The organism is Citrobacter sp. wls711 (genome assembly GCF_005281055.1).
Classification (GTDB): Bacteria; Pseudomonadota; Gammaproteobacteria; order Enterobacterales; family Enterobacteriaceae; genus Citrobacter; species Citrobacter gillenii.
The window spans coordinates 42,043-62,128 of the sequence record NZ_SZXC01000009.1; the positions used below are offsets into that span (position 1 = coordinate 42,043).

General features: G+C 55.3%; 13 protein-coding genes. 4 read left to right on the forward strand and 9 right to left on the reverse strand.

Going from position 1 to position 20,086, the window contains the following annotated elements; genetic code table 11:
- Positions 1-135: 135 nt before the first annotated feature.
- Both macA and macB read left to right on the forward strand, forming a co-directional pair.
- Positions 136-1,251 (forward strand): macrolide transporter subunit MacA, encoded by a 1,116-nt coding sequence (gene macA / locus FDW98_RS04665; RefSeq protein WP_096756561.1) that lies wholly within the window; start codon positions 136-138, stop codon positions 1,249-1,251.
- The gene (macB, locus tag FDW98_RS04670; protein ID WP_096756562.1) at positions 1,248-3,194 is read left to right on the forward strand and encodes a macrolide ABC transporter ATP-binding protein/permease MacB; all 1,947 of its coding nucleotides are present in this window, start codon (positions 1,248-1,250) and stop codon (positions 3,192-3,194) included. Before macA ends, macB begins: the two co-directional genes overlap by 4 nt.
- Before the next feature lie 84 nt (positions 3,195-3,278).
- Here macB and cspD read toward each other — a convergent pair whose 3' ends face one another.
- Positions 3,279-3,503 (reverse strand): cold shock-like protein CspD, encoded by a 225-nt coding sequence (gene cspD / locus FDW98_RS04675; protein WP_096756563.1) that lies wholly within the window; start codon positions 3,501-3,503, stop codon positions 3,279-3,281.
- Between the two features lie 322 nt (positions 3,504-3,825).
- Here cspD and clpS point away from each other — a divergent pair, with 322 nt between their 5' ends.
- The gene (clpS, locus tag FDW98_RS04680) at positions 3,826-4,146 is read left to right on the forward strand and encodes an ATP-dependent Clp protease adapter ClpS (RefSeq protein ID WP_003036810.1); all 321 of its coding nucleotides are present in this window, start codon (positions 3,826-3,828) and stop codon (positions 4,144-4,146) included.
- Between the two features lie 29 nt (positions 4,147-4,175).
- Complete coding sequence (gene clpA / locus FDW98_RS04685) at positions 4,176-6,452, forward strand: ATP-dependent Clp protease ATP-binding subunit ClpA (RefSeq protein ID WP_096756564.1); 2,277 nt, start codon at positions 4,176-4,178, stop codon at positions 6,450-6,452.
- A 246-nt stretch (positions 6,453-6,698) separates the two neighbouring features.
- Here clpA and yegQ read toward each other — a convergent pair whose 3' ends face one another.
- The 8 genes from yegQ to FDW98_RS04725 form a co-directional block, all read right to left on the reverse strand.
- Positions 6,699-8,060, reverse strand: a complete 1,362-nt coding sequence (gene yegQ / locus FDW98_RS04690) for a tRNA 5-hydroxyuridine modification protein YegQ (protein WP_096756565.1) — start codon at positions 8,058-8,060, stop codon at positions 6,699-6,701.
- 120 nt (positions 8,061-8,180) lie between these two features.
- Positions 8,181-8,912, reverse strand: a complete 732-nt coding sequence (locus FDW98_RS04695) for a tetratricopeptide repeat protein (RefSeq protein WP_096756566.1) — start codon at positions 8,910-8,912, stop codon at positions 8,181-8,183.
- A 79-nt stretch (positions 8,913-8,991) separates the two neighbouring features.
- The gene (baeR, locus tag FDW98_RS04700) at positions 8,992-9,714 is read right to left on the reverse strand and encodes a two-component system response regulator BaeR (protein WP_096756567.1); all 723 of its coding nucleotides are present in this window, start codon (positions 9,712-9,714) and stop codon (positions 8,992-8,994) included.
- Positions 9,711-11,114 carry a two-component system sensor histidine kinase BaeS gene (gene baeS, locus FDW98_RS04705; protein WP_096756568.1) on the reverse strand — a complete coding sequence of 468 codons (1,404 nt, stop codon included), beginning with the start codon at positions 11,112-11,114 and terminating at the stop codon, positions 9,711-9,713. The genes baeR and baeS overlap by 4 nt, the downstream gene beginning before the upstream one ends.
- On the reverse strand, positions 11,114-12,526 hold the full coding sequence (locus FDW98_RS04710) for an MFS transporter (protein WP_096756569.1): 1,413 nt from the start codon (positions 12,524-12,526) through the stop codon (positions 11,114-11,116). The genes baeS and FDW98_RS04710 overlap by 1 nt, the downstream gene beginning before the upstream one ends.
- Positions 12,523-15,603 (reverse strand): multidrug efflux RND transporter permease subunit MdtC, encoded by a 3,081-nt coding sequence (gene mdtC, locus FDW98_RS04715; protein ID WP_096756570.1) that lies wholly within the window; start codon positions 15,601-15,603, stop codon positions 12,523-12,525. The genes FDW98_RS04710 and mdtC overlap by 4 nt, the downstream gene beginning before the upstream one ends.
- Positions 15,604-18,726 carry an MdtB/MuxB family multidrug efflux RND transporter permease subunit gene (locus FDW98_RS04720; protein ID WP_096756571.1) on the reverse strand — a complete coding sequence of 1,041 codons (3,123 nt, stop codon included), beginning with the start codon at positions 18,724-18,726 and terminating at the stop codon, positions 15,604-15,606.
- Positions 18,726-19,973 carry an MdtA/MuxA family multidrug efflux RND transporter periplasmic adaptor subunit gene (locus tag FDW98_RS04725; RefSeq protein ID WP_096756572.1) on the reverse strand — a complete coding sequence of 416 codons (1,248 nt, stop codon included), beginning with the start codon at positions 19,971-19,973 and terminating at the stop codon, positions 18,726-18,728. Before FDW98_RS04725 ends, FDW98_RS04720 begins: the two co-directional genes overlap by 1 nt.
- Positions 19,974-20,086 lie beyond the last annotated feature (113 nt).

The window sequence follows — 20,086 nt, forward strand, 5'->3', positions numbered from 1 at the left end:
TAGTAATTTCAGCACAGCGGATCTTAACCATTCATCAATAACTCTGTTATTCTTGACGCTTTTCAACGGCTATTTATTTATCGTTGACGTTTAACACGCCACTCTGGTGGACGTTTTCGGGGAATTGGGACATTTATGAAGCTCAAGGGAAAAATCAAAAAACGCTATTTTATCTTCGCTGTCATCATTATTGTGGCGGTAATTGCACTTTGGCGAACGCTTAATGCGCCATTGCCGCAATATCAAACATTAATTGTGCGACCCGGCGATCTTCAGCAAAGCGTATTGGCAACCGGGAAGCTGGATGCGCTGCGCAAAGTTGACGTCGGGGCGCAGGTGAGCGGGCAGTTAAAAACGCTGTCCGTGGCGATTGGCGATAAAGTCAAAAAAGATCAGCTGCTTGGCGTTATTGATCCTGAGCAGGCGCAAAACCAGATCAAAGAAGTCGAAGCCACGCTGATGGAACTACGTGCCCAACGTATGCAAGCTGAGGCCGAGTGGAAACTGGCGCGGGTGACGCTTTCTCGCCAGCAACAGCTTGCTAAAACGCAGGCGGTTTCGCAGCAGGATCTCGATACAGCAGCCACGCAGATGGCGGTCAAACAGGCGCAAATTGGCACCATTGATGCACAAATTAAGCGTAATCAGGCTTCTCTTGATACGGCAAAAACGAACCTCGACTACACCCGTATTGTGGCGCCAATGGCTGGCGAAGTGACGCAAATTACCACCCTGCAGGGGCAAACCGTGATCGCCGCCCAGCAGGCACCTAACATTCTTACGCTGGCTGACATGAGCACCATGCTGGTTAAAGCCCAGGTTTCCGAGGCAGATGTCATTCACCTGCATCCAGGACAAAAAGCCTGGTTTACCGTGCTGGGCGATCCGCAGACGCGCTACGAAGGTACGCTCAAAGATGTGCTGCCGACGCCTGAGAAAGTGAACGACGCGATTTTCTACTATGCCCGCTTCGAAGTACCCAACCCGAAAGGGATCCTGCGCCTGGATATGACCGCGCAGGTACATATCCAACTGACGGACGTCAAAAACGTCCTGACCATCCCGCTGGCGGCGCTGGGCGAGCCTGTTGGCGACAACCGCTATAACGTCAGGCTGCTGCGCAACGGCGAATCCCGCGAGCGCGAAGTTTCTATCGGTGCCCGTAACGATACCGATGTGGAAATCGTCAAGGGGCTGGAAGAGGGTGATGAAGTCATCATCAGCGAGGCGAAACCCGGAGCGGCACAATGACGGCGTTGCTTGAGCTGAGCCATATCCGCCGCAGCTACCCGTCAGGCGAAGGGCAGGTAGAGGTGCTAAAGGACGTCTCTTTGAGCATCCAGGCGGGTGAAATGGTGGCGATTGTCGGGGCGTCTGGTTCGGGGAAATCGACGCTGATGAATATCCTCGGCTGTCTGGATAAGCCTTCCAGCGGCACGTATCGGGTAGCGGGGCGTGACGTCTCCACGCTCGATAGTGATGCGTTAGCGCAACTGCGGCGCGAGCATTTCGGTTTTATTTTTCAGCGCTATCATTTGCTCTCGCATTTAACGGCGGCGCAAAACGTGGAGGTGCCAGCGGTCTACGCCGGAACCGAACGCAAGCAGCGTCTGGCGCGGGCACACGCGTTACTGCAGCGCCTGGGATTGGGCGATCGTGTGGATTATCAACCTTCCCAGCTTTCCGGTGGCCAGCAGCAGCGCGTCAGTATTGCGCGTGCGCTGATGAACGGCGGACAGGTCATTCTCGCTGACGAACCTACCGGTGCGCTGGACAGCCATTCCGGCGAAGAGGTGATGGCCATTCTGCATCAGCTGCGCGATCGCGGGCATACGGTGATTATTGTCACCCACGACCCGCAGGTTGCGGCGCAGGCTGAACGGGTGATTGAAATTCGTGACGGTGAAATTGTGCGCAATCCACCGTCGCACAAAACAGCCAGCGGACACGGCATAACCGAACCTACGGTAACGACGGCATCCGGCTGGAGTCAGTTTGTCAGTGGTTTTCGCGAGGCGCTGACCATGGCCTGGCTGGCCATGGCTGCCAACAAGATGCGTACGTTGCTCACTATGCTGGGCATCATTATTGGTATCGCGTCGGTGGTGTCGATTGTGGTGGTCGGCGATGCAGCAAAACAGCTGGTACTGGCCGATATTCGCGCTATCGGCACAAATACTATTGATATCTATCCCGGCAAAGATTTTGGTGACGATGACCCGCAATATCAGCAAGCGCTGAAGTATGACGACCTGACGGCGATTCAGAAGCAACCGTGGGTCAGTTCCGTGACGCCTGCCGTGTCGAAGAACCTACGGCTGCGTTATGGCAACATCGACGTGGCAGCCAGCGCTAATGGCGTGAGCGGCGATTACTTCAATGTCTATGGTATGACGTTCAGCGAGGGAAACACCTTTAACGCCGAGCAGTTAAATGGTCGGGCGCAGGTGGTGGTGCTGGACAGTAACACCCGACGCCAGTTGTTCCCGAATAAAGCGAAGGTGGTGGGTGAGGTCGTGCTGGTCGGCAATATGCCGGCCACCGTCATTGGTGTGGCGGAAGAGAAGCAGTCGATGTTTGGCAGCAGCAAAATTCTGCGGGTCTGGCTGCCTTACAGCACCATGTCCGGGCGCATTATGGGGCAATCGTGGCTGAACTCTATTACCGTTCGCGTGAAGGAAGGTTTTGACAGCACTCAGGCGGAGCAACAGATTACCCGACTGTTGTCGTTGCGGCATGGTAAAAAAGATTTCTTCACCTGGAATATGGATGGCGTTCTGAAAACAGCTGAAAAAACCACGCGCACCTTACAGCTGTTCCTGACGCTGGTGGCGGTCATTTCGCTGGTGGTGGGCGGGATCGGCGTGATGAATATTATGCTGGTTTCCGTCACCGAACGAACGCGCGAGATTGGCATTCGTATGGCGGTTGGCGCGCGCGCCAGTGATGTACTGCAGCAGTTTTTGATTGAAGCGGTGCTGGTGTGTCTCGTTGGTGGGGCGCTCGGTATCAGTTTATCGATGCTGATTGCTTTCACGCTACAGCTTTTCCTGCCCGGTTGGGAAATCGGATTCTCACCTTTCGCCCTTTTGACGGCTTTCTTGTGTTCAACGGCGACCGGGATTTTGTTCGGCTGGCTCCCGGCGCGCAACGCGGCAAGGCTGGACCCGGTGGATGCCCTGGCGCGGGAATAACGTGTTGTATTGAAAAAGAAATAAAAATGCCAGCTCTGGGGGCTGGCATTTTGTCTGCAGGATGTACACAATGAGACAGAAGAGCTATGCGACAGCTTCTGCTTCAAGTACGGGCACAATAAGACTGGCGTGATTGCCTTTTGGACCCTGGTGGACATCAAACTGGACAGATTGTCCGGCTTTTAGCGTTCTGTAACCATCCATCTGAATGGTGGAGTAATGAGCGAAGATATCTTCGCCGCCGCCTTCAGGGCAGATGAAACCGAACCCTTTGGCATTGTTGAACCACTTAACAGTACCCGTTTCCATACTTCGACATCCTTCGTAAATCTTATATAAGTAAGATGGAATGAACCGGTGGCGGAGTGGGGGCTGTTCAAAACCTCGCCAACTCTCGAGACTACAATTTAGAGAAATCAGGCGGGGCGTCAAGCGCCAGACGGGCGGAATCGGGTAAAAATGCATCAAAATTTGAAGCAGTTAACGCTATTGTCGGATATGTGACAGATGTCGCGGATGACACTGATAGATGATAGTTATCTAATAATTGAGGTAGATTGATTGTGCGCATAGGCTCTTGTCAGCGGCAAGTTATTCTGCCGGTAACCGTAACTGAAGATGACGACTGACAATGGGTAAGACGAACGACTGGCTGGATTTCGATCTGCTGGCGGAAGATAAATTGCGCGACGCGCTAAAACCGCCATCTATGTATAAAGTGATATTAGTCAATGATGATTACACTCCGATGGAGTTTGTTATTGACGTGTTACAAAAATTCTTTTCTTATGATGTAGAACGTGCAACGCAACTGATGCTTGCTGTTCACTATCAAGGTAAGGCTATTTGCGGCGTATTTACCGCCGAAGTGGCTGAGACCAAAGTGGCGATGGTGAACAAATATGCGAGGGAGAACGAGCATCCGTTGCTATGTACGCTGGAAAAAGCCTGAATCAGGCATAAACATTGGGGGAGGTGCCTATGCTCAATCAAGAACTGGAACTCAGTTTAAACATGGCTTTCGCCAGAGCGCGCGAGCACCGACATGAGTTTATGACCGTCGAGCACTTGTTACTGGCGTTGCTCAGTAACCCATCGGCCCGCGAAGCGCTGGAAGCGTGTTCTGTGGACCTGGTGGCGCTCCGTCAGGAACTCGAAGCCTTCATTGAACAAACCACTCCCGTATTGCCTGAGAGCGAAGAAGAGCGTGACACGCAGCCGACGTTGAGTTTTCAGCGTGTGCTGCAACGCGCGGTCTTCCATGTTCAGTCCTCGGGGCGTAATGAAGTGACGGGCGCCAATGTACTGGTTGCCATCTTCAGCGAGCAGGAATCTCAGGCGGCCTATCTGCTGCGCAAGCATGAAGTTAGCCGACTGGACGTGGTGAATTTTATTTCTCATGGCACGCGCAAAGACGAACCGAGTCAGTCTGCTGACTCCGGTAATCAGCCAAATAACGAAGAGCAAGCTGGCGGGGAGGATCGTATGGAGAACTTCACCACTAACCTTAACCAGCTCGCTCGCGTGGGTGGGATTGACCCGCTCATTGGCCGCGAAAAAGAGCTGGAGCGGGCTATTCAGGTACTGTGCCGTCGTCGTAAAAACAACCCGCTGCTGGTCGGTGAGTCTGGCGTCGGTAAAACCGCGATTGCCGAAGGTCTGGCCTGGCGTATTGTCCAGGGCGATGTGCCGGAAGTGATGGCCGACTGCACGCTTTACTCTCTGGATATTGGTTCGCTGCTGGCGGGCACCAAATACCGCGGGGATTTCGAAAAACGCTTTAAAGCGCTGCTGAAACAGCTGGAACAGGATACCAACAGCATCCTGTTTATCGATGAGATCCATACCATTATCGGTGCGGGTGCGGCATCGGGCGGCCAGGTGGATGCGGCAAACCTGATCAAACCGCTGCTCTCCAGCGGTAAGATCCGCGTGATTGGCTCAACCACTTACCAGGAGTTCAGTAACATTTTCGAGAAAGACCGTGCGTTAGCGCGCCGCTTCCAGAAAATTGATATTACGGAACCGTCGGTGGAAGAGACCGTGCAGATCATCAACGGGCTGAAACCGAAATACGAAGCGCACCATGACGTTCGCTACACCGCCAAAGCGGTACGTGCGGCGGTGGAACTGGCGGTGAAATACATCAACGATCGTCACCTGCCGGATAAAGCGATTGACGTGATCGATGAAGCGGGCGCGCGTGCGCGTCTGATGCCGATCAGTAAGCGTAAGAAAACCGTCAACGTGGCGGATATCGAGTCCGTGGTAGCCCGCATAGCGCGGATCCCGGAGAAGAGCGTGTCGCAAAGCGATCGCGATACGCTGAAGAATCTGGGCAACCGTCTGAAAATGCTGGTATTCGGACAGGATAAAGCCATTGAGGCGCTGACCGAAGCCATCAAGATGAGCCGTGCTGGCCTGGGCCACGAGCACAAACCTGTGGGATCGTTCCTGTTTGCCGGTCCGACCGGTGTCGGGAAAACCGAAGTGACGGTGCAGTTGTCTAAAGCGCTGGGCATTGAACTGCTGCGTTTTGATATGTCTGAGTATATGGAACGCCATACCGTCAGCCGTCTGATTGGTGCGCCTCCGGGGTATGTCGGTTATGACCAGGGCGGTTTGCTGACCGATGCGGTCATTAAGCATCCGCACGCGGTGCTGCTGCTGGATGAAATTGAGAAAGCGCACCCGGATGTCTTCAACCTGCTGCTGCAGGTGATGGACAACGGTACGCTGACCGACAATAACGGGCGCAAAGCGGATTTCCGCAACGTGGTGCTGGTGATGACCACCAACGCCGGGGTGCGTGAAACCGAACGTAAATCGATTGGCCTTATTCATCAGGACAACAGCACTGATGCGATGGGGGAAATCAAAAAAGTATTTACGCCGGAATTCCGTAACCGTCTCGACAACATTATCTGGTTCGATCACCTCTCTACCGAGGTAATCCATCAGGTGGTCGATAAATTTATTGTTGAGCTTCAGGTGCAGCTGGATCAGAAAGGCGTCTCTCTGGAAGTGAGTCAGGAAGCACGTGACTGGCTGGCAGAGAAAGGCTATGACCGTGCAATGGGCGCACGTCCGATGACGCGTGTAGTCCAGGATAACCTGAAGAAACCGCTGGCCAACGAACTGTTGTTCGGCTCGCTTGTCGATGGCGGTCAGGTGACCGTAGCGCTGGATAAAGAGAAAAATGAGCTGACCTATGGCTTCCAGAGTGCACAAAAGCACAAGCCAGAAGCCGCACATTAATCTTCTATCGCATCACAGACCGGGCGTAATGCCCGGTTTTTTTTCGCCTGGTTTTCGGAAAGGTAAATTACAGGCAAAAAATAAGCCTGCGTAAGGGAGATTACGCAGGCTAAGGAGGTGGTTCCTGGTACAGCTAGCATTTATGGGTTATGTTTTTCAGCGAAACGGATAATACCCTTATTGAACGAAACGGTATGTGATCGATTTCTAAGAATCTTCCGAACGCTGAAAAATAACCGTAACTAACTACTTTTCATGCGGGTTGCGCGTGGACTCACCGGCAAAATTACGCATTAACAATGCATAATTCAGATCGATATCTTCCGGGACCGGCAGCCAGACGGTGTAACCGTCGCCCGGCGCAACAGGCATCGCTTCGCCTTTGGCATTTTCCATCTGCTCGAGCGTGAAATTGACGTTGCCCTGCGGGGTCATCAACTCCAGGCTGTCACCGACGGTGAATTTATTTTTCACGATAACCGCAGCCAGTTCGCCTTTACGCTCACCGGTGAATTCACCGACAAACTGCTGGCGTTCGGAAACGGAGAAACCATATTCGTAGTTCTGATAGTCGTCATGCGTATGGCGACGCAGGAAACCTTCGGTATAACCGCGATGCGCCAGGCCTTCCAGCGTTTCCAGCAGCTGCGGGTCGAACGGTTTACCGGCGGCGGCATCGTCAATTGCTTTACGATACACCTGCGCGGTACGTGCGCAGTAGTAATAAGACTTGGTGCGACCTTCGATTTTCAGCGAGTGCACACCCATTTGGGTCAGGCGCTCAACGTGGGCAATGGCGCGTAAATCTTTGGAGTTCATGATGTAGGTGCCGTGTTCGTCTTCGAACGCGGTCATGTACTCGCCCGGACGCTGGGCTTCTTCGAGCATAAACACTTTATCCGTTGGCGCGCCAATACCCAGCGTCGGCTCAACGTTTTGTACCGGGATAGGCTCGTACTTGTGCACGATGTTACCCACCACATCTTCTTTGCCTTCCTGCACGTTGTATTCCCAGCGGCAGGCATTGGTGCAGGTTCCCTGGTTTGGGTCACGCTTGTTGATGTAACCGGAGAGCAGGCAGCGGCCGGAGTAGGCCATGCACAATGCGCCGTGAACGAAGATTTCAAGCTCCATATCCGGCACCTGGGTGCGGATCTCTTCGATTTCTTCCAGTGACAGTTCACGGGACAGGATCACGCGGGTCAGCCCCATCTGTTTCCAGAATTTTACCGTCGCCCAGTTTACGGCGTTCGCCTGTACTGACAGGTGAATATCCATGTCCGGGAAGTTTTCGCGCACCAACATAATCAGACCTGGATCGGACATGATTAATGCATCCGGCCCCATTTCCACCACCGGCTTCAGGTCACGAATGAAGGTTTTCAACTTGGCGTTGTGTGGCGCAATGTTGACCACTACATAGAATTTTTTACCCAGTTCATGGGCTTCATTGATGCCGAGCTGTAAGTTTTCGTGGTTGAATTCGTTGTTGCGTACGCGCAGGGAGTAACGTGGTTGGCCCGCGTAGACGGCATCTGCGCCATAGGCAAAAGCGTAACGCATGTTCTTCAGCGTTCCCGCCGGGGAAAGGAGTTCCGGTTTAAACATAATTTTCTCGTTCTGATGACAGGTCAGACTCGCCTCACTCGGTGAGGCGGTTAGGGGAGTGCCCCCATATTAAGGGCGGGCATTGTAGCGCTGCGCGAGGAGACAGTAAACCTTGCGGGTTCAATCAACCCGCAGATAGTGCCCGTCGGCGCGCACGTTCATACCGAAGCCGCAGTTTTGCGGATCGTCGGTACTGGCGTCGATGCCTTCAGGTGTGACCGTTAGCGAGATATCGCAGTGGATGTAGTCACTCTCTCTGAGTGCAATCACGCCTTTATTGTTTTTCAGCGTGACCAGTTCTGAGAATTCGCCGATGTTTGGTCCGTAATAGAGGGCCATCATGCCGAAATAATACCCTTGGAAATCAACCTGAAAGTCTGATTTTTTCTCTGTAGGTTTAACAATCAGCGTTTCCCAGGTTGCCAGACCGGCGTAGTTCCAGTATTCCCCGGCAGGGGAGTCGTTTTTCGGCAATGCGGCTAACTTCTCTTTGATAAGCCCCAGGTTGTAGATTGATTTGGTATCGTTGGGATTAATGGTCAGCCAGGCTTGCGCTTTGCGCCATTCACCCTGACGCATCCAGGTTAGCGCCACGTTGTTATAGGCCGTCGCCACGGTTTTATGATCGAGCTGACAACCTTCACTCCAGGTCACCTGTTTTTCAAAGGCTTCACGCGCTTTGGCATAGTTCCTGGCTTTATAGAAGTGCTCACCCTGGCTGGCGTAGGTAGGGACTTTCGCGCAGTCGGCTTGCAACTGCTGCTCGGTGATTTCTGCTCTGGCTGCAAAACAAACCATTAGCAGGGGGTAAAGAAGTAATTTGGCGTTGAGTATGCGTTCATCCTGAACCATGGACAGTCCTTTTGACTACGATGTAGGTGTAAATTCCCTACACTGTAGCCTATAACTGCGAAGCGTGAGATTTTTTTAATTACGCTATCCGACAGGCATCCGCTTCCCAACGATACCCGACGCCGTACACTGCGCGGATAAACGACTGTTCGGTGTCCAGCGACTCCAGCTTGCGCCGCAGGTTCTTGATATGGCTGTCGATGGTGCGATCGGTCACGACCCGGTAGTCATCATAGAGATGGTTAAGCAACTGCTCGCGGGAGAAGACTTTTCCTGGTTCATGCGACAACGTTTTCAGTAAGCGGAACTCCGCCGGGGTTAAGTCGAGCATCTTCCCGCGCCATGACGCCTGAAAACGGCCTTCATCAACGATCAGCGGGCTGGCAGCATCAAGTTGCTGCAGTTCGCGCTGGGGTTTACAGCGGCGCAGGATCGTCTTTACGCGGGCGACAACTTCACGCGGGCTGTAGGGCTTACAGATGTAGTCATCGGCACCGATCTCCAGTCCCAACAGACGGTCAATTTCTTCGATTTTGGCGGTGACCATCATGATCGGCACTTCAGAGAAACGTCGAATTTCCCGACACAGGGTCAGGCCGTCAGTGCCTGGCAGCATCAGATCCAGCAAAATCAGATCGGGTGGCGTCTGGCGCACGTACGGTAAAACCTGGTCACCGTGGTTGATGAGCGTCGGGGCATAGCTCGCGGCACGCAGGTAGTCGATAAGCAATTGTCCCAGCTTGGGTTCATCTTCCACGATCAGAATGCGCGGCGTGTTTTCATCAATGGGTAACTCTGTCATACATCCCTCTGTAAGTCGCGTTCCAGCGGTAGTTCTACTGTAATGCTTACCCCGCCAAAAGGCGAATGGGCGGCGCGGATATGCCCATTGTGCGCCTCAACAATATTGACGCAAATCGCCAGTCCCAGACCGGAGCCTCCGCTGGCGCGGTTACGCGAACCTTCGGTGCGGTAAAATCGCTCAAACAGTTTTTGCAACTGTGCATCGTTTACGCCTGGGGCTGAATCGGCGAAGGTCAGTAAGACCTGGCGCTCGCGCTGTTCGGCGGAAATACGCAGCCCGCCGCCGCTGTCGGTATAACGTAGGCTGTTTTCCAGCAGGTTATTGAACAGTTGCATCAGACGATCCCGGTCGCCAAACACCGTCATGCTGTCCGGCAGCGAGAGTTGTATTGTCAGTCCGCGGCTGGCAAAACGCTCGCGAAACGCACCGCTTGCGACTTCCAGTAACGGGATCAGATCCAGGGAGGTTTTTTGGTAGGCCAGAGCGCCTTCATCTGACATTGAGAGCTGATGGAGATCGTCCACCAGTTTGGTCAGCGTGCCCACTTCGGCCTGTAAAGAGGCCACCGAATCTGGGGTGAACTGGCGAACACCATCCTGAATCGCTTCCAGCTCGCCGCGCAACACCGCCAGCGGCGTGCGCAGTTCGTGAGAAATATCGGCCATAAAATCACGGCGCATCTGCTGGTTCTTTTCCAGCGTACTGGCCAACTGGTTGAAATCCTGCGCCAGTTTGCCCAGTTCATCGGTGCTGGTGGGGGCAACGCGGGTGGTGAAATCCCCTGCGGCCAGCTTGTGCGTGCCGTCCACCAGACGCTTGACGGGGGCCAGCAGACTACGCGCCAGTGTAAACGTAGCCAGCGCCGCCAGGATAGTGGAGAGTGCGACGATCAGCCAACTGGTACGGCGCTGCTGTTTATCGAAATTAATATCTGTATTACGCGTTAAGCGTTCTACGGGCGACGCGATGACGGCACCCACTTCGATCCCGTTAACCGTGATTGGGCGGCGCGTGCCGTCGCCGGGAACCGGACCACGCGGGCCGACCAGCACGCGGGCGTTTTGGTCGATGACCCAAAACTGGGTACGCCAGCCGTGCGGCGGCATACCGGGGCCTGGCTTGTCATCGTTGTTGTCGTGTTCAAAAGAACGCAGGATCTGAAAAACAAAACGATCGTTATTGCGCAGAAATCGCCAGTTGCCATGTTGTTGGTATTGTTCGCCCAGCGCGTCGCTCAGCATTTGTAGCCGCTGTTCGTTGCCGTGTTTGATGTAGTCAATAAATCCGCGTTCGAAGCTTACCCGTACGGCCCAGTGCATGCTAATGAGTAGCACAATGCAGGTGGCAAAAATCGCCAGAAACAGTTTGCCGGTTATTCCGGGTCGCCATAACTTCATCAGTTGCTCCTTTTACGCCGTGAAATCACCGCGTTGGTTTGCGTATCGTTTGGCACGCGGGCAAAAATCATCGCTGGCAGCGCGATAATCAGGGCAATGCATAGCCAGGTATACATAAAGACGGTATGGGTGCTGCCGCTGTCGAGAGCGATATGCTGTTGACCAAACATGCCCAACAGCAGGCCAGCGATGGTTACTCCGATACTCATCGACAGCTGCATGATCATCGACAGCAGGCTGTTGCCGCTGCTGGCGAGATCGTCAGGTAAGTCTTTTAAGGTCAGGGTGTTCATCGATGAAAAACGGGTGGAGTTGACCATGCCTTGTAAAAACAGCACGAAGGGCAGCACGTAATACCAGCCGAGCAGGGCGGTGGTCATCAGCAACAGGCAGACCAGCGACAGGCCCAGCGTGGTGGCAACCAGCACCCGACGATAACCAAACCGGTTGACGACCTGAACCACAATACGCTTCATGCCCATGCTGCCCAGTACCATCGGGATCATCATCAGCCCGGCATGAAACGGTGAAAAGCCCAGCCCAATCTGCAAAAACACCGGCGTCATAAACGGTAACATTCCGCTACCAATGCGCCCGACAAAACTGCCAAGCAGGCCTAATGAGAAGGTGGGGGTGCGAAACAGATGCAGACTGAACAGTGCACGCGGGTTGTTGCTGGCGTGTCTGATATACAGAAGGATTGCCAGCACGCCGCAGATAACCAGCGCCGCCAGCGTAATGTCTGAGATCCCGCTGCCGTTGCTGCCATCCAGCGCCAGTGTCAGTGCCGCCATACCAACGGCCAGCAGCATAAATCCCGAAAGATCGAAGCGCCGGGTTTGCAACGTGTAGTTAGGCATCAGCATTAAGGTGGCTATTGCCCCAATAATGCCGACGGGAATGTTAATCAGGAAAATCCAGTGCCAGGACGCATACTCCACCAGAATGCCGCCTAATGCCGGGCCGAGCAACGGGCCAATTTGCCCCGGTAAGGTGACGAAGGTCATTGCCGCCATATACTGCGTGCGCGGGACAATCTTCATCACCGTCAGCCTGCCGACCGGCACCATCATCGCACCGCCGACGCCTTGTAACACGCGGGCCATTACCAGCTCATTGAGCGTGCTGGACCCGGCGCAAAACAGCGATCCCAGCGTGAACAGGATGATGGCGGTGAAGAAAATATTACGTACGCCGATCTTGTCTGCCAGCCAGCCGCTGGCGGGCAGCATCACCGCCACAGTTAAGACATACGACACAATGACCATATGCATATGCAGCGGGCTTTCGCCGAGGCTTTTGGCCATTGCAGGCAGCGCGGTGTTGACGATGGTGGTATCCAGCGATTGCATAAAAAAGCCGAACGCCACAATCCAAAGCTGCCAGCGGGTGCTGTCGGGAAGTTCTGTCATAAGTCTGCTACCGGGTTGCTGTTTTTACGCGAAAAACGCATCCGCAGACGGTCGAAAAAGAGATACACCACCGGGGTGGTGTACAGCGTCAGCAGTTGGCTCACTACCAGCCCGCCGACGATAGTTATCCCCAACGGCTGGCGCAGTTCCGAACCGTCGCCAGCCGATAGCACCAGCGGCAGCGCGCCAAAGAGTGCTGCCAGCGTGGTCATCATGATGGGACGAAAACGCAGCAGGCAGGCCTGGAAAATGGCTTCTTCCGGCGTCAGCTTGCCGTTTCTCTGCGCCTCAAGTGCAAAGTCGACCATCATGATGGCGTTTTTCTTCACAATGCCAATTAATAGCATGATCCCTATCAGGGCGATTAGGCTGAACGGGGCATTGAACAATTCCAGTGCCAGTAGCGCACCCACCCCGGCAGAAGGCAGCGTTGAGAGGATAGTTAGCGGATGAACGTAACTTTCATACAGCATGCCCAGCACGATATAAACCGTGGCGATGGCGGCGATAATCAGGATCACCTGTGAGTTCATCGTATCCTGAAAAACCTGCGCCGTACCGGCAAAACTGCCGCGCACCGTTGGGGGAACGCCAAGCTGGGTCATGGTCCGGTTAATGGCTTCTGTGGCCTCAGAAAGTGATGCGCCGGTCGGCAGGTTAAATGACACGGTTGAGGCGGCAGACAGCCCCTGATGGTTCACCGACAGCGGGGCGTTTGCCGGTTGCCATTTAGCAAAGTACGACAACGGGATGGCTTTGCCATCGCTATTAATGACAAACATTTTATCCAGCGCGCTGATGTCCTGGGTGTAGCGCGGGTCGACCTCCATCACCACTTTGTACTGGTTCATCGGCTGGTAGATAGTCGATATTTGCCGCTGACCAAAGGCGTTATTCAGCAGGCTGTTGGCGGCTTCGACGTCGATCCCCAGACGTGACATGGTGTCACGATCGTAGGTCAGACTCATCTCTGCACCGTTGTCCTGCTGATCGGAGTTGACGTCAGCCAGTTGGGGCAGGGTGGCTAACGCTTTACGGATTTTCGGTTCCCATTCCCGTAATGCGGCGAGATCGTCCGACAGCAGCGTGTACTGGTAGCTGGCGTTGGCTTGCCGTCCCCCGACGCGAATATCCTGCACCGCCATCAGAAACAGGTTCGCCCCCGGCTCTTTGGCCAACTTCACGCGCAGGCGGTCGATCACCTGCTGAGCGGTTTGCTGGCGCTCTGCGCGCGGCTTCAGGGTAATAAACATCATGCCGCTGTTAACACGGGAGCCGCCGGTAAAACCGGTGACGTTGTCCACCGCCGGATCGTCACGGATGATCTTCATAAAATCCTGCAACTTCCCGCGCATGGCCTGAAAAGAAATGCTTTGGTCGGCCTGGATCCCCCCCATCAGTACGCCGGTGTCCTGCTCCGGGAAAAAGGTTTTGGGGATGGAAATATACAGCCAGACGTTGAGCGCAATGGTTGCCAGTAATACCACGCCCACCATTCGGGTATGGCGTAACACCCACCGCAGCGAGGTGGCGTAACTTTGTTGCAAGGCAACCAGCACCCGGCCAAATCCTCGCTTACGAGACTGTTCTCGTGGGGCGCTGGATTTGAGCATCCATCCGCACATCATTGGCGTAAGCGTCAGCGAGACCAGCAGTGAAATCCCGATGGCAACCGACAGGGTCACGGCAAATTCCCGCAGTAATCGTCCCGGCAGACCGCCCATTAACAGCAGCGGCAGGAACACCGCCACCAGCGACAGGCTCATGGAAAGCACCGTAAATCCGACTTCGCGCGTGCCTTGTAATGCCGCCTGGAGCGGCTTCATTCCCGCTTCCAGGTGCCGGGATATATTTTCCAGCACCACGATGGCGTCATCGACCACAAACCCGGTGGCAATGGTCAGCGCCATTAGCGACAGGTTGTTCAGACTGAATCCACACAGATACATGGCGGCAAACGTGCCAATCAGCGAGACGGGCACTGCTACGGCGGGGATCAGCGTCGCGCGCCCGGAGCGCAGGAAAACAAACACCACCAGGATAACCAGCGCCACGGAGATAATCAGCGTCTGTTCCACTTCTTCCAGCGACGCACGAATGGTCGGCGAACGATCCTGGGCAATTTGCAAATCAATGGCGGCCGGGATCAGCGTTTGTAACTCTGGTAATTTGGCCCGGATGCTGTCCACCGTCTGGATGATGTTGGCTTCCGGGAGTTTGCGGATCATCAACAGAATGGCCGGTTTGGCATTGGTCATCCCGGCGTTACGCACGTCCTGCACCGAGTCAGTGATAGAGGCGACGTCACCCAGACGTACGGCCGCACCGTTGTTGTAGTGAATAATCAACGGTTGATACTCAGCCGCGGTTTTGAGCTCGTCGTTGGTTTGCACCTGCCAGCGGCGGGTTTCATCTTCCAGCGCGCCCTGTGGTTGACGCACGTTGGCGCTATTGATCGTGCTACGCACGTCATCCAGTGAGACGCCCTGGTTAAACAGCGCCTGCGGGTTCAGGCCAACGCGCACGGCGGGCAGGGAGCTGCCGCCGACGTCGACGTCGCCAACGCCGTCAATTTGCGCGATGGTTTGCGCCAGCTGTGTCGAGGCGAAATCATACAATTCGCCCTGAGAATACGTATCCGAGGTTAGCGTCAGGATCATGACAGGCGCATCGGATGGATTCGCCTTTCGGTACGTTGGCCGACTGGGCATTCCGCTGGGCAGCAGGCTTTGGGCGGCGTTAATGGCGGCCTGAACGTCCCGCGCCGCGCCGTTGATGTCGCGATCAAACGTAAACTCAAGAATAATGCGCGTGCTGCCAAGCGAACTGCTTGACGTCATTTCATTCACACCTGCGATACGCCCAAGCGATCGTTCCAGCGGCGTTGCGACGGACGACGCCATGGTTTCGGGTGATGCTCCCGGCAGCGAGGCGCTGACCATGATCACCGGGAAATCTACCTGCGGCAGCGGCGCGACCGGTAACAGGCGAAAGCCCAGAATGCCACACAGGGTAATGGCGACGGAAAGGAGAATGGTCGCTACCGGACGATGGATGAAGAGAGCAAAAAATTTCATTTACGCGTCCTCTTCCTGACGCGGGAAGCGGTTTTTCACGTACAGCGACAGTCGGTCAAACAGCAGGTAAATCACCGGGGTGGTAAACAGGGTTAATACCTGACTGACCAGTAGCCCGCCGACCATGCCAATGCCTAATGGGCGACGTAACTCTGCGCCCACGCCGGTACTTAACATCAGCGGTAACGCCCCCAGTAGCGCTGCCAGCGTGGTCATCAGGATCGGGCGAAAACGCAGCAGGCACGCCTGGAATATGGCGTCGCGCGGCGCCATGCCCTGTTCGCGCTCGGCGGCAAGGGCAAAGTCGATCATCATGATGGCGTTTTTCTTGACGATGCCGATCAGCAAAATAATGCCGATGATCGCGATAACGTCCAGTTCACTACCGGCAATCATCAGCGCCAGCAGTGCCCCGACGCCCGCCGTCGGCAGCGTGGAGAGAATGGTGATTGGGTGAATAAAGCTCTCATACAGCACGCCGAGCACGATATACATCGCGACGACCGCCGCTACAATCAGCCAGATTGTGTTGCCGAGCGCGGCCTGGAAGGCCAGCGTACTGCCCTGGAACTGGGTGGTAATACTTGACGGCAGGTCCAGCGTTTTTTCCGCCTGCAGTATTGCCTCTACCGCATCGCCCAGCGAGTGGTCATCCGGCACGTTGAACGAGATGGTGGTGACCGGGAACTGATCGAGATGGTTAATCGACAGCGGGGCAAAACGCTGCTCAATGCTGGCGATGGTGCTAAGCGGGACGATCCCGCCGTCGCTGCTGGTCAGGCGAAGGGAGTCCAACGCGGAAAGCCCCGGCGTACTGGCGGTATCATGTTCCAACACCACCCGATATTGGTTTGCCTGGGTGTAGATGGTTGAAATCAGCCGCTGTCCGAAAGCGTTATACAGCGCGTTATCGACATCTGCCATGCTGATGCCTAAACGGCTGGCGCTGTCGCGATTAACATTTACATACGCCACCAGTCCCTGGTCCTGCCAGTCACTGCTGACGTCAGACAGCTGTGGCAACTGCTGAAGTTTTTCCAGTAGCTGCGGCACCCAGGTGCTGAGAGCGTCCAGCGAGGTGGCCTGCAGCGTAAACTGATACTGGGTGCGGCTCACCTGCGTATCAATGGTCAGATCCTGGGTAGGCTGGAGATAGAGGTCGACGCCGGGCACGTTATCCACTGCATCCTGCAGGCGAGCGATGACCTTTTGCACGCGGTCATCGCGTTCATTCAGCGGCTTAAGGTTAATTTGCAGGCGCGCGCTGTTCAGCGCCGGGTTGGTGCCATCAACGCCGACGAACGCGGTCAGGCTTTCTACTGCCGGGTCTTTAAGGATCACATCAGAGACCTGACGCTGGCGCTGAGCCATGCTGGCAAATGAGCTGGACTGCGGTGCTTGCAACGTGCCCTGAATAATGCCGTTATCCTGGATCGGGAAGAAGCCCTTCGGGATAAAGATCCACAGCATCACGCTTAATGCCAGCGTGGCGAGCGCGACGCCAAGCGTCAGCCACGGGTGGTTAAGCACTTTTGCCAGCCAGTGACCGTACCCGGCAATGACGCGCCCGAACATTCTTTCCGAGGCACGGGAGAATCGGTTTTGCTTGCGCAATGACGCCTGGCTGAGCATGCGGGCGCACATCATTGGCGTGAGCGTCAGTGATACGACGGCGGAAATCAAAATCGCCACCGCCAGCGTGACGGCGAATTCGCGGAATAATCGCCCGACGATATCGCCCATAAACAGCAGCGGGATCAGCACCGCGATCAGGGAAAACGTCAATGAGATGATAGTAAAACCAATCTCGCCTGCTCCTTTCAGCGCGGCGGTCAGCGGTTTTTCCCCTTTTTCGATATAGCGCGAAATATTCTCGATAACCACAATCGCGTCATCGACCACAAAACCTGTGGCGATGGTCAGCGCCATCAGCGTCAGGTTATTGATCGAGAAATCGAGGAATACCATTACCGCAAAGGTACCTATCAGCGATAGCGGTACGGCGACCGCGGGAATAATCGTGGCCGGTATATTGCGCAGGAACAGGTAAATGATCATCACCACCAGCGCAATCGCCAGCATCAGTTCAAACTGGGTGTCGGAAACGGAAGCGCGAATGTTGGTTGTACGATCCGAAAGCACCGTGACATTGACCGATTTTGGCAGGCTTTCTGTTAGCGCAGGCAGCATCTGGCGAATGCTGTCCGCGGTGGAGATAATGTTCGCACCAGGCTGACGCTGAACGTTCATCACGATAGCTTGTTGCTTATTGGCCCACGCGCCCAGCCAGCTGTTTTCCGCCCCTTGCTCGACGGTTGCGACATCGCCGAGGCGCACTGGCGCACCGTTTTTATAGGCAATGATTAACTGACGATACTCATCGGCAGACTGCATCTGGTCGTTGGCGGACAGGGTGACGGCGCGCGTCGGGCCATCCAGGCTACCTTTGGCTGAATTGACGTTGGCGCCGGTGATGGCGGTGCGGACGGTTTCGCTGGTCAGCCCTAACGCGGCAATGGCCTGTGCGTTAAGTTTTACGCGCACGGCGGGACGTTGTCCGCCAGACAGTGTAACCAGGCCCACGCCGGAGACTTGAGAGATTTTCTGCGCCACGCGGGTTTCGACCATATCTTCCACCTGCGTCATGGGCATGGCGGTAGAGGTCACCGCCAGCGTCATGATCGGCGGATCCGCCGGGTTCACTTTGCTGTACACCGGTGGGTTGGGCAGATCGCTCGGTAATAAATTGGTGGCGGCGTTAATCGCGGCCTGGACTTCCTGTTCGGCGACGTCCAGCGGTAACGTGAGCTGAAACTGCAATGTCACCACGGATGCACCACCGGAGCTTTGTGAGGACATCTGTTTTAGACCCGACATCTGCCCAAACTGGCGCTCAAGCGGAGCCGTCACGGCGGAGGTCATCACATCCGGGCTGGCGCCAGGGTAGAGTGTCACCACCTGAATGGTCGGGTAATCCACTTCCGGCAACGCCGCGATGGGCAGGAAGCGATAGCCTATAATCCCGGCGAGTAAAATCGCCACCATCAGCAGCGTGGTGGCAACAGGGCGCAGAATAAACAGGCGGGATGGGCCGCCGGTGTTGTCCGGAGGTAACGCCTGCATCAGGAGCGTGCTCCTTTTTTGCCGTACTCGCGTGCGGTGGCTTTATCGTTTGTGGCCGTGGCGCTATGCGCCCCCACAACGTCAACTTTTGCCCCTTCCGTCAGGCGGTCAATACCGTCGGTGACGACGCGATCGCCCGCCGACAGCCCGGCGGTAATCACCACTTTTTGACTGTCCTGAATGCCCGGTTTGACCAGATGTTTACTGACTTTATTCTCTGTATTCAGCACCCAGACAAAGTGACCTTCATTGCCCATTTGTAAGGCGGCAGTGGGGATCACGATGGCGTTTTGCTCGGTGGCGACCAGCATACGGGCGTTAACGAACTGATTCGGAAACAGCGTGTCATCCTGATTGTTGAAGCGAGCCTTCGCTTTGATGGTGCCGGTGGTGGCATCAATCTGGTTGTCGAGGCTCAGCAGTACGCCTTCACTGAGTTTCTGCGAATTGGTGCGATCCCAGGCTTCGACCTTTAACGGGTTGCCCGTTTTTTGCGCCCGTAGCACGGTCGCAATATCGTTTTCTGGCAAGGTGAAGATCAGGTCGATGGGATGGGTTTGCGTAATGACGACAATCCCGGTGGTATCACCGCTGGAGATTTGGTTACCTACGTCGACCAGTTTCAGGCCGACACGGCCATCGACAGGGGCGGTGATGCGACTCCAGTCAAGCTGCAACTGGGCGCTGGCGACGCTGGCTTCATCGGCTTTGATCGTCCCTTGCGTTTCGTTCACCAATGCCTGTTGAGCATCCAGTTCCTGACGGGAGACCAGATTGGTTTTCACCAGTTGCTGATAGCGGGCCAGGTCGCGACGGGCATTTGCCAGCGTCGCGGTATCTTTGGCTAACTGTCCCTGCGCCTGGGCAAGGGCGACTTTGAACTGACTGGGGTCTATTTCAGCTAGCAGGTCGCCGGCTTTGACCTGCTGTCCTTCCTGAAAGTGTAACGCGATAAGCTGACCGTCTACCCGACTGCGAACCGTTGCGGTATTCGCGGCCGTCACGGTACCCAACCCAGTCAGGTAGCGCGGAACGGCTTGTTCCGTTGCGGTGGCTACCTGCACGGGGGCTAGCGGACCAGAACGCATGCCGCGACGCCCTGAGCCTGCGGCGTGCTGTGCTTGCCCGGTTGCACCGGGGGCATTCCCCTGAGATTCACTGCGACTGTGCCAGAACCAAAATGCGGCGATGGCCGCCACGACGGTCACGATTGCTATCACCCAGCGGGATTTGTTACTGCCTTTCATTGTTATAAGTTTCTCATCCTGAAACGTTTCGCGTAATGATACTAGTTTAGCCAGCGATCAAGGGCGAAAGATGGAGGAATTATGAAACACTGTCGGGATTCGTCTGAATGGCT